The 13,841-nt window shown below is 70.5% G+C and carries 10 protein-coding genes; 2 read left to right on the top strand and 8 right to left on the bottom strand.

From position 1 onward, the window contains the following. Positions 1–13 precede the first annotated feature (13 nt). The 6 genes from ACZ7CD_RS18780 to ACZ7CD_RS18805 all read right to left on the bottom strand — a co-directional run bounded on the left by ACZ7CD_RS18780 (position 14) and on the right by ACZ7CD_RS18805 (position 8,325). Complete coding sequence (locus ACZ7CD_RS18780; RefSeq protein WP_470379355.1) at positions 14–1,021, bottom strand: endo-1,4-beta-xylanase; 1,008 nt, start codon at positions 1,019–1,021, stop codon at positions 14–16. A gap of 101 nt (positions 1,022–1,122) precedes the next feature. Continuing rightward, a complete protein-coding gene (locus ACZ7CD_RS18785; RefSeq protein ID WP_360389615.1) occupies positions 1,123–2,142 on the bottom strand; it encodes an endo-1,4-beta-xylanase in 1,020 nt (339 codons plus the stop codon). 19 nt (positions 2,143–2,161) lie between these two features. After that, positions 2,162–5,224, bottom strand: a complete 3,063-nt coding sequence (locus tag ACZ7CD_RS18790) for a glycosyl hydrolase 115 family protein (protein ID WP_470379356.1) — start codon at positions 5,222–5,224, stop codon at positions 2,162–2,164. A gap of 20 nt (positions 5,225–5,244) precedes the next feature. Next, on the bottom strand, positions 5,245–6,060 hold the full coding sequence (locus ACZ7CD_RS18795; RefSeq protein WP_360389620.1) for a carbohydrate ABC transporter permease: 816 nt from the start codon (positions 6,058–6,060) through the stop codon (positions 5,245–5,247). 1 nt (position 6,061) lies between these two features. Next, positions 6,062–7,039, bottom strand: coding sequence for a carbohydrate ABC transporter permease (locus tag ACZ7CD_RS18800; protein WP_360389622.1), 978 nt, complete (start codon positions 7,037–7,039; stop codon positions 6,062–6,064). Beyond that, positions 7,039–8,325 (bottom strand): ABC transporter substrate-binding protein, encoded by a 1,287-nt coding sequence (locus tag ACZ7CD_RS18805; protein ID WP_360389625.1) that lies wholly within the window; start codon positions 8,323–8,325, stop codon positions 7,039–7,041. Before ACZ7CD_RS18805 ends, ACZ7CD_RS18800 begins: the two co-directional genes overlap by 1 nt. Before the next feature lie 141 nt (positions 8,326–8,466). On the opposite strand from ACZ7CD_RS18805, the gene ACZ7CD_RS18810 reads away from it, so the two are divergent. Both ACZ7CD_RS18810 and ACZ7CD_RS18815 read left to right on the top strand, forming a co-directional pair. Beyond that, positions 8,467–9,480, top strand: a complete 1,014-nt coding sequence (locus ACZ7CD_RS18810) for a LacI family DNA-binding transcriptional regulator (RefSeq protein ID WP_360389627.1) — start codon at positions 8,467–8,469, stop codon at positions 9,478–9,480. Between the two features lie 14 nt (positions 9,481–9,494). Beyond that, positions 9,495–11,804: a beta-xylosidase/alpha-l-arabinosidase gene (locus ACZ7CD_RS18815; RefSeq protein ID WP_458431733.1), complete on the top strand. Its 2,310-nt coding sequence runs from the start codon at positions 9,495–9,497 to the stop codon at positions 11,802–11,804. Between the two features lie 189 nt (positions 11,805–11,993). Here ACZ7CD_RS18815 and ACZ7CD_RS18820 read toward each other — a convergent pair whose 3' ends face one another. Together ACZ7CD_RS18820 and ACZ7CD_RS18825 are read right to left on the bottom strand one after the other, a co-directional pair. After that, positions 11,994–13,040 carry a pyridoxal-phosphate dependent enzyme gene (locus tag ACZ7CD_RS18820; protein ID WP_458431732.1) on the bottom strand — a complete coding sequence of 349 codons (1,047 nt, stop codon included), beginning with the start codon at positions 13,038–13,040 and terminating at the stop codon, positions 11,994–11,996. Further along, positions 13,037–13,837, bottom strand: a complete 801-nt coding sequence (locus tag ACZ7CD_RS18825) for a Rossmann-like domain-containing protein (protein ID WP_360389633.1) — start codon at positions 13,835–13,837, stop codon at positions 13,037–13,039. Before ACZ7CD_RS18825 ends, ACZ7CD_RS18820 begins: the two co-directional genes overlap by 4 nt. Positions 13,838–13,841 lie beyond the last annotated feature (4 nt).

Genomic DNA, 13,841 nt, shown 5'->3' on the forward strand with positions numbered 1-13,841 from the left:
GTGGGGGCTCCCGCTAGGGGTTGATGCGCTGGTAGGCGGGCTTGGGCCGCAGGTCGTCGTCGAACAGGCACGCGTCGTCCTCGCCGGGGAACACGCCGGGCACCCACGAGTGCCGGTCGGTGAAGCCCCACGTCGTGAACTCCACACACCGCTTGACGGCGTGGCAGGCGTCCCAGGCCTGTTCGAAGAAGTCGGCCTGGGCCTCCAGCTTCGCCGCGTCGGTCGGCTGCGGGATGCGCACGTCGGCCTCGGTGATGGCGACGTCGACGCCGAGCTTCGCGAACCGCTCGATGTTCTGCTTCATCGTCGTCGGGAAGCCGTACTGCAGCGCGAGGTGCGTCTGGATGCCGACGCCCTCGATCGGCACGCCCTGCCTCTTCAGCTTGCGCACCAGCTCGTACACCGCGTCGCTCTTGGGGTTGAGGCCCTCGATGTTGTAGTCGTTGATGTACAGCTCGGCCTTCGGGTCCGCGGCGTGCGCGTGCCGGAACGCCTCGGCGATGTAGCCGTCGCCGAGTTTCTCCTGGAACACCGTCGGCCGGCGGGTGCCGTCCTCGTTGAACGCCTCGTTCACGACGTCCCACGCGCGGATCTTGCCCTTGAACCGCCCTGCGGTGGTCTTGATGTGCTCCTTGACCACCTTGCGCAGCTCGGGTGCCTCCAGCCCGGCGACCCAGTCGGGCAGCTGGCTGTGCCACACCAGGGTGTGCCCGCGCACGGACTTGCCGGTCCGCTTGGCGTAGCTCACGATCGCGTCGGCACCGGACCAGTCGTACTGGCCGCGGGTCGCCTCGACGACGCCCCACTTCATCTCGTTCTCCGGGGTGACGCTGTCGAACTCGCGGGTCAGCACCGCGCGGTAGTCAGCCTCATCGGCCAGCGGACCGGCGGCCACGGCACTGCCGACCCACCTGTTGGTGCTGTTCTTCAGCGGTCCCGCCGCCGACGCGGGCACCGCCTGGCTCGCCACCAGCACGGCCGCCGCCGCGGTGATCACGAGGACCCGGGGTAAGCGCAACATCATCGTCGCTCTCTCCTTGACGTGGTTCTGGGTGCGGTCCGCCGGTCCTGCCCGGCACCGCTCGGGTGCCGGGCAGGACGTGGCCGACGGGGGGTCGGTCGTTACGGGTTGATCCGGGTGTAGGCGGGTTTCGGCCTCAGGTTCGAGTCGAAGAGGCAGGCAGCACCCTCACCGGGGAACGTCCCCGGCACCCACGAGTGGCGGTCCGTGTACCCCCACGTCGTGAACTCCACGCACCGCGAGACGGCGTGGCAGGCGTCCCAGATCTGCTTGTAGTAGTTGGCCTGCTGGTTCAGCTTGTTCGAGTCGACCGGCAGCTGGACGCGGACGTCGGCCTCGGTGATCGCGATGTCGACGCCGAGCGCGGCCAGCCGTTCGATGTTCTGCCGGAAGCTCGACGGGAAGCCGTACCGGGTGGCGAGGTGCGTTTGGATGCCGACGCCGTCGATCGGCACGCCCTGCTGCTTCAGCGTGCGGACCAGGTTGTAGACGGCGTCGCTCTTGGCGTTGATCCCCTCGGTGTTGTAGTCGTTGATGTAGAGCTTGGCCGACGGGTCGGCGGCACGCGCCCAGCGGAACGCGTCGGCGACGAACCCGTCACCCATGCGCGTCTGGAAGATCGACTGCCTGCGCGAGCCGTTCTCCTCGAAGATCTCGTTGACGACGTCCCACGCGCGGATCTTGCCGCGGTACCGGCCCATCTCGGTGTTGATGTGCTGCTGGGTCACGCTGCGCAGCTCGGAGCCACCGAGGTTGTTGAGCCAGCCGGGGTACTGGCTGTGCCACACCAGGGTGTGCCCGCGCACGGTCTTGCCGTTCTGCTGCGCGTAGTTGACGATCGCGTCCGCACCGGACCAGTTGAACTGGCCGCGGTTGGGCTCGACCACCGCCCACTTCATCTCGTTCTCGGGCGTCACGCTGTCGAACTCGCGGGTCAGCACCGAGCGGTAGTCGGCCTGGCTGCCCAGCGGCCCCGCCGCCACAGCGCTGCCGACCCACCTGTTCGTGATGTCCTTCAACGGCCCCGCGGCCGATGCCGGGACCACCTGGCCCGCCGCGATCGCGGCCGCCGCCGCCGTGATCGCGAGTAACCGCGTGGTCCTGGTTGAGTGCAACTTCATCGTCGCTCCCTTGGATTGACTACATGCGCTTGCTCTCCGGCGGTCCGAGGTAGCTCGCGCGCAGGCCGCCGGTGTCCACGACCAGCTTCTGCACCACGAGCGTGGGGTCGACCATCCAGAACCGGAGCACGTGCGGGCCGGGCCTGGTGATCGTGTGCCTGGTGGCGGTGCGGTTGACGTTGTCGGAGGTCATGCGCTCCCACGGCCGGTTCATCAGCGAGTGGTCCGCGCCGTGCACCTTGATCGCGTCCACGACCTGGGGCACCTCGTCGTCGAACGACACCGCGTAGCGCAGGCCCGGTGTGGGCAGCACCCCGGCGCGGGGCGAGAGGTGCGCCCACACCGTGACCTCACCGGGGGCGAGGAGCGTGAGCCGGTACTCCAGCCGCGGTCCGCGACCGGGTTCCTGGCTCGGTGCGGTGACCGGGAACGGCTTCATGCCCGCACCCGTGCGGCCGAGACCGGGGATGCGCCGCCACCGCACGCCACCGGCGGCGACGTTCGCGCTGTGGTGCTCGGCCTCGATCGACACGCACCCGCCGGCCTCCACGAACCCCTCGCGCCACGAGTACGGCAGCGCCGGGTTGCCGATCGGGGCCCGCACGGTCACCGTGCGCCCCGCACCGGACACCACGACCGGCACGCTGGTCGTGCCCTTCGGTGCCCGTGACCAGTCCACGGAGAGGGTGGCGCGCAGCTGCTTGTCCACCCGGCCCGACGCCGGCCGCACGACCAGCCACGGCGCACCGGAGGTGATCGTGCAGTCGAACGGCTCGGTGCCGCGGTTGAAGACGTCGACGAACGGCGCGGGCGCGCTCTGGAACGGGCTGAGCTCCGGCAGCACCGGCGGCTCCTGCGAGGACGGCCACCACTGCTCGGACCCGTCGATCGCGACACCCATCTCGGCCGGACCGGCCGGGGTGATCCGGCGGACCGGCGGGAAGACCTCGTCGGGCAGCGCCACGTTGTCCTTCTCCGGCTGCTGCCACGGCGCGTTCGGCCCGTAGCGTTCGACGTCGCCGTACCCGATGTGCGGCTGCGTCTGGAAACCACGCCACTTGCCGCCCGCGACGACGTTGTTGAACCGGTCCGCGAGCGCCAGGTCGTCGGCGAACCGCGCCTCGGTGGTCGCGGCGAGGTCGTTGGCCAGCGCCCGGCCCTGCGCGGCGTAGAAGAGGTTCGTGAACTCCGCGTGCCGCAGCTCGTAGAGGTTCGCGGTGGCCTTCACCTGGTACAGCACCAGTTCGAAGTAGGCGTCGCGGTAGGCGGCGGGCAGACGTGCGCCGACCTGCTCGGCCTTCTGGCCCAGCCGCTTCCACTCCTCGGTGACGCGGTCGAGCTCGCGGTAGTTGACCAGGCTGAACGGCGTGGCCCTGTCGTCATTGACGATCGTGGTGCCCTCGACGGTGATGCGGCGGTTGAGCAGCTCGGGCTTGCGCCGCGCCTGCAGCCGGCCGTACTCGTTCAGCACCTCGGCGATGGCCGCGGCCTCGCGCCTGCCGAAGTTCTGCTCGGCGTACTCGCGCTCCCAGGTGGACAGCCGTTCCAGCGGCAGCGCCTGCGGGTTCCAGGCGTAGTCGAGGAAGAACTGCGTGGGCAGCTCGTTGCCCTTGAAGTCGCCGACGTTCGCGACCCACAGCCGGGAGATGCCGTACTCGGCCGCCTGGTGCAGCTGCTCCCACAGGTTCGCGATCGCGCAGGTGTCGACCCATTTGTAGTTGCGCCCCACGCCGACGTAGTCGAAGTGGTAGTAGAGGCCGTACCCGCCGGCGCGGTCCGGCAGCGAGCGGTCCGGCAGCTTGCACAGGTTGCCCCAGTTGTCGTCGGGGAAGACGACGGTGACGTGGTCGGGCGGGCGCAGGCCCTTGTCCCAGTACCGCAGGACCTCCTTGTAGAGGGTCCACACCTGTGGGATCTGCGCCGGGTCGCGCCCGGTGACCTGGGCGAGGACCTCCTGCTCGGCCGCGATGATCGACTGCATGAGCTCGATGCTGTCGCCGTCGGGCAGCTGGGTGTCGCCGTTGCCGCGCATGCCGACGGTGACGACGCCCTCGATGTCCTCGTCCACCATGCGGCGGATGCCGTCGGTCCAGTACGCCTTGATCGCGTCGGCGTTGCGGCGGAAGCTCCACTCCCCCGTGCCGCCGTACGGGTCGTGACCCGGCTTGGTGATGACGCCGTTCGCGTCGCGCACCGCGGGCACGGCGTGGCGGTTCCACTCCTCGATGCCGCGCATCATCGGCGCCTCGTGCGAGGTGCCCATGACGATGCCGTAGCGCGTGGCGGTGGCGTGGTTGAGCGGGTCGTCCTCGGCGAACGCCCGTCCCCACACCGCGGGCCAGACGTAGTTGCCCTTCAGCCGCAGGAGGGTCTCGAAGACCTTCTCCCAGAACAGGTGGTTGAAGCCGCCGGGGTGACCGGGTGCGTGGCCGGGGCCGAAGTAGCGCGGCGCCCAGGTGCCCAGCGCCGGGTTCTCGTCGTTGATGAAGATGCCGCGGTACTTCACGAACGGCGGGCCGGGGCTGTGCCGCTCGGAGCGCACGTGCAGCTCGTCGCGGTGCTCGACGGGCACGTCGTCCCACCAGTACCAGGGCGAGACGCCGATGGCGCGGGAGAGGTCGTAGGTGCCGTAGACGGTGCCGCGCTGGTCGCTGCCGGTGATCACCAGCACGCGCCGCCCGCCGGTGCGGACCTCCTGCGTCAGCGAGGTCTCCCACCTGCCGGCGATGCCGGTGACGTCGAGCGCGCCCGCCGCCACGAGCCGGTCGACGAGCGGGCTGCCGACCGTGCCGATGAGCACGACGTCGCCCTTGTCGGGCAGGGAGTGCACGAGCGCCGGCTTGACGCCGGTGACCCGTTCCACGTCGGCCTGCAGGTCACCGGCGACCCGGACGACGCCGGGGTGGTCGGCGGTGCTGACGACCAGCACCGCCGACCTCCCCCTGGACACGAGCGGGAACCGGCCGGCCCCGCCCTGCGCCGAGACGAGCTCGGCGGCAGCAGCGGTTCCGGTCGCGCTCGCGGTCGCCGTGAGCGCGGCGAGCAGTTGCAGGAAGTGACGCCGGGCGAAGGACGAGTTCATCGTCGAGCTCCTCCGAGGTGTCAGCCCTTCACCGAACCGGTCAGGCCACCGACCATCCGTCGTTCGGCGAGCACGAAGAACGTGAGCGCCGGGATCATGGACAACGCGGTGAAGGCGAGCACCTTCGCGGTGTCCTGGGTGTGCTCCGACTGGAACATGGCAACGCCCAGCGGCAGGGTGAAGTTGCTGGAGTCGTTGAACACGAGCAACGGCAGCAGGAAGAAGTTCCAGCTGCTGACGAACGCGAGCACGGACACGGTCGACAGCGCGGGCCCCGACAGCGGCAGCAGGATCCGCCAGAAGAACCCGAGCTTGGCCGCGCCGTCGAGCAGCGCGGCGTCCTCCAGCTCGGCCGGGATGGCGTGCATGAACGGCCGCAGGATCACGATCGTGATCGGCAGCGAGAACGCCGCCTCCGGGATCGCGACACCGAGCGGGTTCTCCAGCAGACCGAGCTGGCGCAGCCACAGGTACAGCGGCAGGGTCGCCACTCCCAGCGGGAACAGCAGGCCGAGCGTGAACAGCGTGTAGAACGCCTCCCTGCCGCGGAAGGCGTAGCGGGACAACGCGAACGCCGCCATCGCCCCCAGCACGACCGCCAGGGTCGTCGCGATCACGGCGATCAGCGCGCTGTTGCCCAGCAACCGCCAGAACACCGGTGAGGTCGCGACCTCGGCGTAGTTCTCCCACACCCACGGGCCGGGGAGGCCCGCCGGTGCGGAGTTGATCTGCGCCGTGGTGCGGAACCCGCCCAGCAGCACGAAGAGCAGCGGCACCACCGTGACGCCCACGACGGCGAACGCGGCGAGGTAGCCCGCGGTGTTGCGACGTGACAACTCAGCCCACCGCCCTGGTCAAGGCGCCCTCGGTGTCCCTGCGCAGCGCGAACCGCTGGTAGAACAACGCGAACGTGAAGCAGATGATGAAGAGGATCACCGCGACGGCGCTGCCGAAGCCGAACTCGTAGCGCTTGAAGCCGTGGTCGATCAGGTAGGTCGCCATGGTCGAGGACGCGTTGGCGGGACCGCCGAGCGTCATGATCCACACGAGGTCGAACAGCTGCAGCGAGCCGATCACCGACAGGAAGATCCACACGCGGATCGTGGGCCCCAGCAAGGGGAGCACGACGTGCCGGGTGGTCTGCCACGCGGTCGCCCCGTCGAGGGCGGCGGCCTCCCGCAGCTCGGGCGGCACTCCCTGGAGCCCGGCCAGCAGCAGGATCACGCCGAACCCGATGTACTTCCACGTGATCACGACGAACAGCGTGTAGAGCACGATCGACGGGTCGGCCAGCCACTGCTGGACCAGCGAGCCGAGGCCTGCCGACCGCAGGACCTCGTCGACGAACCCGCCCGGTTGCAGCATCAGCAGCCAGATGACGGCGGTGACGGCCTCCGACAGCACGTACGGCGCGAAGACCACCATGCGCAGGAACGTCCGCCCGCGCAGCTTCCGGTTGAGCAGCAGCGCGAGGCCGATGCTGAGCGGGAGCTGCACGACGATCGACAACGACGCGATGATCAGGTTGTGCCCGATGGCGCCTTGGAATACGTCACCGGAGAAGGCGTCGACGTAGTTCTTCAGGCCGACGAAGTCGGTCAGCGGGCCGAACCCGTTCCAGGAGTACAGGCTGTAGACCGCGGCCACCCCGATCGGCACCAGCACGAACCCGGCGAACAGCACCAGGGCCGGTGTGAGCAGGAGGGCGAGCTCGAGACGTGTGCGGGTGCGGGACCGCCGCCGCCGGGTGCCCCCAGCCGCTGGCGCGGGCGAGCTGGGGGCGGTCAACGGCCGCGAACTGGTCGCGGTGCTCATCACTTGTTCCCGGCGGCTGCCTTGGAGACCGACTGGACGATCGTGTCAGGACCGCCCTGGCCGGCGAAGAAGTTGGCGATCGAGTCGTTCAGCGCCTGGCCGACGTTGGTCGGGAAGGCGATGTCGAAGTAGAACTGCAGGTGCGGTGCCTTCGTGACGTACTCGGAGATCTGCTTGTGCGTCTCGGTCTTCAGCGACGCCACGGCAGCCGGGTGCACGGGCAGGCCGGAACCGGTCGCCGCGAGCTTCTTCTGCACCTCTTCGCCCACCAGGTAGCCCAGGAAGTCCGTGCAGGCCTTGGCCGCACGCGAGGTGCACGAGAAGCCGTCACCGCCGCCGAGCACGGCGTCCGGGGCACCCTCGCCGCCGGGCACCGACGGGAACGGGAACCAGCCGATCTTCGAGTCCAGCTCCTTGTCCTCCGACAGGGCCTGCATCACGTCCGGGTTCCAGTCGCCCTGCAGCTCCATGGCGGCCTTGCCGTTGGCGAGCATGCCTGCCGAGCTGCCGGCGCCCTGCTGGGCCGGGGTGCCGACGAAGCCGTCCTGGAACGGCTTGGTGTCGATGAACGCCTTGAGGTTCTCGCCCGCCTTGGTGAAGCACGGGTCGGCGAACTCGGTCTTCTCCACGGCCTTCTTCAGCGCGTCGACCGAGCACTGCCGGATCGCGAAGTAGTTGTAGTAGAAGGCGTCCGGCCAGCGGTCCTTGCCGCCGACCGCGATCGGCACCAGGCCCGCGGTCTTCAGCTTCGCGACCGCGGCGTTCAGCTCGTCCAGAGTGGACGGTGGCGCGGTGACGCCCGCGGTGGCGAAGAGGTCCTTGCGGTACCAGAAGCCCACGGCGTGCATCTGGTACGGCACACCGTACTGCTTGCCCTTGACCTGCCAGCCCTGCGCCGCCTGGCCCAGCGGGCCGATCCAACCGGAGGCGCCCTGCGTGATGTCCGCGATCTTGCCGGAGCTGAGCTGTGAGGCGAGCCCGCCACCGCCCCACTGCTGGAAGATGTCCGGCGGGGTGTTGCCCTGCAGGGCCAGGGGCACCTTGGTCTGGAACTGCTCGTTCTGGATCGGCTCGATCGTGAACGAGACGTCCTGGTGGGTCTTGTGGAAGTCGTCCGCGATCTGCTGCCAGATCGACTTCATCGGTTCAGTGGTCCGGTTGTGCCACCAGGTGAGCGTGACCGGACCGTCAGCGGAGGCGTCGCCACCGCTGGAGCCGCTGCACGCGGCAAGCACGAGCGTCGCGGCTGCGGCGAGAGCGACGGACAACTTGTGCACAGAACGCATTGGGGTCCACTCCTGACGACTTCGGCCGAGTAGGACGGGGCGGGATCGAACACATGCCCTGCGGTGGCTAGAGAGAATTCCGCTTCGAAGTCGCTGTGTCAATCGTTGTCGATAACGTTTTACACGGCTAGTCTCAGCCCCGTGCCCCCTCGCTCTCGTGTCACCATCCGTGACGTCGCCGCTCAGGCCGGCGTCTCGGTGGCCACCGTGTCCAAGGTCCTCAACCAGCGCTACGGCGTCTCCGCCGACACGTTCGCGCGAGTGACGGCGGTGATCAAGGAACTCGGCTACGAGGCGAGCCTGGTCGCGCAGAGCCTGCGCAACCACCGCACGAACGTCATCGGCATCCTGGTCGCCGACATCGAGCCGTTCAGCACCGAACTGCTCAAGGGAGCGGCGGATGCCATCCGCGGCACCGGTTTCGAGCTCGTCGTCTACTCGGCGGGCGGCCGGACCGGTGACCCGCAGGGCTGGGAACGCCGGTACCTGAGCCGGTTGAGCGGCACCCTGGTCGACGGCGCCGTGCTCGTCACGCCCGCCGTGGACCTGGAGGAGGTGCCGGGCACCCCGGTCGTGGCGGTCGACCCGCACACCGGGCGGGCGGCGCTGCCGACCGTCGACTCCGACAACCTGACCGGTGGCCGGATCGCCACCGAGCACCTGCTGGCGCTGGGCCACCGCAGGATCGCACTGCTCACCGGCCGAGCGGACCTGAAGTCCGCCCAGCAGCGCGAAACCGGGTACCGCAGGGCGCTCGCGGGTGCGGGCGTCGAGGTGGACGAGGACCTGGTCCGGCCGGGTGACTACGACCGCGACGTGGCGGCCGCGTCCGCGCGGGAGCTGCTCAGCCTGCCCGACCGGCCGACCGCCATCTTCGCCGCGAACGACGTCACCGGCATCGCGGCCATCGAAACCGCTGTGGCAATGGGGTTGCGCGTGCCGGAGGACCTGTCGGTGGTCGGCTTCGACAACATCCCCGAGTCGGCGCTGTGCGCCCCCGCGCTGACGACCGTGGAGCAGCCCATCCGCGAGATGGGGCGCCGCGCGGTCTCGTTGCTCGTCCGGCTCATCAACGGAGAGACGCCGGACGGCACTCACATCACGCTCGGAACCGAGCTGATCGCCCGGCACTCGACCCGAGCGCTGTCCTCCTGACCCCTGGAGATCATGTGACGACCGAAGCCACCACCTCGGCAGAACTCTGGCGCGACCCGCACGCCGCCGCGGCGGACCGCGTCCGCGACCTGATGGCCAGGATGACCCTGCCAGAGAAGATCGCGCAGCTGCAGGGCATCTGGGTCGGCATCGACTCGGCGGGCGAGATGGCGCCGCACCAGCACGACCTGATCGTGGAGCCGCCGGACTTCGACGAGCTGACCCGCCACGGCATCGGCCAGCTCACCCGCGTGTTCGGCACCCGGCCGATCGCGCCGGAGGTGGGCGCGCACAGCCTCGCCCGCAGCCAGCGGCAGATCATCGCGAGCACCCGGTTCGGGATTCCCGCGATGGTGCACGAGGAGTGCCTCACCGGCCTGGCCGCGTGGCAGGCGACCGCCTTCCCGTCACCGCTGTGCTGGGGCGCCTCGTTCGAGCCGGACCTGGTGCGCCGCATGACGTCCCTGATCGGCGGCTCGATGCGCCGCCTCGGTGTGCACCAGGGTCTCGCGCCGGTGCTGGACGTGGCGCGCGACCTGCGGTGGGGCCGGGTCGAGGAGACCATCGCCGAGGACCCGCACCTGGTCGGCACCATCGGCGCCGCCTACGTGGCGGGCCTGGAGTCCGCGGGGATCGTGGCCACGCTCAAGCACTTCGCCGGTTACTCGGCCTCCAGGGGCGGCCGCAACCTCGCGCCGGTGTCGATCGGCCCGCGCGAGCTGGCCGACGTGCTCCTGCCGCCGTTCGAGATGGCCCTGCACGCGGGTGCCCGGTCGGTGATGAACTCCTACACCGACAACGACGGCGTGCCGGTCGCGGCCGACCCCGCGATGCTCACCGACCTGCTGCGCGACGGCTACGGCTTCACCGGCACCGTGGTGGCCGACTACTTCGCCGTGCCGTTCCTCTACCGCCTGCACGCCGTGGCGACCGACAGGGAGGACGCCGCGGCACAGGCGCTCGCCGCCGGCATCGACGTCGAACTGCCCACTGTGGACTGCTACGGCGACCCGCTGCTGACCGCCGTGCAGGAGGGCCGGGTCGACGAGGCGCTGGTGGACCGGGCGCTGACCCGCGTGCTGGCGCAGAAGTGCGAGCTCGGCCTGCTCGACCCGGACTTCTCCCCCGAGCCCGACAACGGCGCCGCGGGCATCGACCTCGACGACGCCGACTCCCGTGCCGTCGCCCGTCAGCTCGCCGAGCGCTCGATCGTGCTGCTGCGCAACGAGGGCGTGCTCCCGCTGACCTCCCGCCGCCGCGTCGCCGTGGTGGGCCCGCGGGCGAACGACCCCGGCGCGATGCTGGGCTGCTACTCGTTCCCGCTGCACGTCGGCAAGCACCACCCCGAGGTGCCGATGGGCATCGACGTGCCGACCGTCCTGGACGCGCTCGGCGACGACCACGACGTGGTGCACGCCGCCGGCTGCACCGTGCTCGGCGGCACCGACGCCGACCTGCGCGCGGCCGTCGAGGCGGCGGCCGGCGCGGAGGTCTGCGTCGCGGTCCTCGGCGACGAGGCGGGCCTGTTCGGCGGCGGGTCCTCCGGCGAGGGCTGCGACGCGAGCGACCTGCGCCTGCCCGGCCGGCAGGAGGAGCTCCTCGAAGCCCTCATCGCCACCGGCACCCCGGTCGTCCTGGTGCTGCTCTCGGGCCGCCCGTACGAGCTGTCCCGCCAGATCGACCGCCTCGCCGCCGCCGTGTGCGGCTTCTACCCCGGCGAGGAGGGCGCGGCGGCACTGGCCGCGGTCCTCAGCGGCCGGGTGAACCCGTCCGGGCGCCTCCCGGTCAGCTTCCCCGGCGCCGGTGCCACCCAGCCGTCGACCTACCTGACCGCACCCCTGGGCGCGCGCAGCGACGTGAGCACGGTCGACCCGACCCCGCTGTTCCCGTTCGGCCACGGCCTCACCTACGCCCCGGTCACCTGGGTGTCCGTGACGGCCGACGCGGCGGAGTGGCCGACCGACGGCACGTGCCGCGTGGTCACCACCCTGCGCAACGACACCGAGCTGCCCACCACCGAGGTCGTGCAGCTGTACCTGCACGACCCGGTCGCCGAGGTCGCCCGTCCCGTGCAGGCACTCGTCGGTGCGGTGAAGGTCGACCTCGAACCGGGCGAGACCCGCACCGTCACCGCGGTGGTGCACGCCGACCAGACCTCCTACACCGGCCGTGCCGGTCGGCGCCAGGTCGACCCCGGTGCCGTCGAGCTGCGGGTGGGCCGGTCGAGCGGTGACATCGACACGGCGATCGGCCTGACGATGACCGGTCCGCGCCGCGAGGTCGGTTTCGACCGGGTGTTCACACCGACGTTCGACCTGAACTGACCACCTCCCCAGCATCTGCAAGTACCACCAACTCGACATCAACAAGCACCTTCCTACTACCAACAGCTCCCCCGTTCCCCGGGGACAGGGGAGCCTGCTTCGGCGAGCGGCGAACGTGTTGGTGGTGGTCAGCGGCGATTCGATCATGTGTTGGTGGTACTTGCAGACGCCTTGGCAGCAAGGGGCCTCTCAGGATGCGACGGGGATGGGCTGCCGGGCCGAGGCCGCGGGTGGTGCCTCGGCGCGGTTCCAGTGCATCCGCGACCACGGCAGGTCCATGTCGGCCAGTGCCGTGATGTCGTGCGGCTCCAGCTCCGTCAACGGCAACGCCTCGGAGTGGCGCGAGTAGGCCGCGTCCACGTAGCGGTGACCGGTGTCCGGTGCCAGCAGCACGACGTGCCGGTCCGGGTCGAGCTGCTGTTCCCACCGCGCCGCGAGGTAGGCCGCGCCGGCGGAGAGCCCGGCGAAGATCGCGTGCTCGCGCAGCAACGCCACCGCGCCCGCCAGCGCCGCGTCGAAACCGACCCAGTGCACGGTGTCGTACAGGGTGTGGTCGACGTTGGCGAACGGGATCGAGCTGCCGATACCGGCGATGATGATCTCCGGGTCGTGCACGTGCTCGCTGCCGAACGTGACGCTGTCGAACGGTTGCACGCCGACCAGTTCCACGCTCGGATCGGACTCCCGCAGGAACTTCGCCAGCGCACCGGTCGACGCGCCCGTGCCCACGCCGCCGACGACGGTCAGCGGCACCGGGCCGAGCTCCGCGCGGACGGCGTCGGCGATGGGCCGGTAGCCGAGGTAGTGCACGTCGTCGTGGTACTGGCGCATCCAGTGGTGGCGCGGGTTGTCGCGCAGGATCTCGTGCACCCGCGCGACCCGGCGGCTCTGGTCGAGCTTCAGGCTCGCGGTGGCGGGCATGGGTTCGACCGTCGCGCCCAGGATCTCCAGCTGCGCCCGCAACGTCTTGTCCACGGTGGTGGAGGCGACGATGTGGCAGTGCAGGCCGTGCCGGTGGCAGGCCAGCGCCAGTGCGTGGGCGTAGATGCCGCTGGAGCTGTCCACGAGCGTGTCGCCCGCGCAGACCGTGCCGCACTCCAGCAGGTGGCGCACGGCGGCCAGCGCGGAGGCGACCTTCATGGTCTCGAACCGCAGGCAGGTGGTGCGGTCGTCGAGGCGCACCAGGGCGGGTCGGCTGAGGGTGTCGGCGATGTGGTGGTCCACGACGGGGCTCACGTCCGGGTCCGGTAGCGGTGCAGGACTGTCTCGTCGGCGCTGAACTGGGAGAACGGGAACGGTTCCGCGGACAGCGCGGTCACCCCGTTGCCCAGGAACTGCCGGGCGACGGCACTGGCGGTCTGCGCGTAGACGACCAGCGGTATGTCTCGCGACCGGCAGGTGCGCAGGATCTCGTCGAACGTGCCGTTGCCGATCGTCATGCCGGTGGCCACGACCGCGTCGGCGACACCGAGGACGTCCCTCATGTCCGGTGTCACCGGGTCGCCCCACTGGGTGGTGCGCAACGACAGGTCGCACGGCAGGCACTCGGCCCCGCGGTCCCTGATCGCCGCCACCAACGGGTTCACCACACCGATCAACGCGACCTTGGCACCCGGCTCGACGTCCAGCAGCCCCGCGACCGCCGCGTCACGGGCACGAGCCCGTTCCTCCGGCGTGCCAACGGGGAGCACGACCCGTTCGGCGCCCGAGGTCCGGTGTGGACGGACCGAGGCGAGGTACGCGTCCAGCGCCGCGACCCGCACCGGCGCCGGCGCCTCGGTCAGCAGCGCGGAGACCGGCGCGCCGCTGTAGTCCGCGCACACCGCCGGGTCGGTCTCGCCCTCGGCGAACGCGCAGGCGCCGAACGCCGACCCGATCCGCACGAGCACGTACTGGTTGCGGTAGGTGGTGTCACCGCCGGCCAGCCGGGTGCCGTGGTGCACCCAGAACACACTGGTCGCCACCACGGCTCCCGGATCAGGCCCGTGCCTGTTCGCGAGCACCTCGGCGACCAAACCATCCACTGTGGTCACAACT

The organism is Lentzea sp. NPDC036949 (assembly GCF_055608075.1).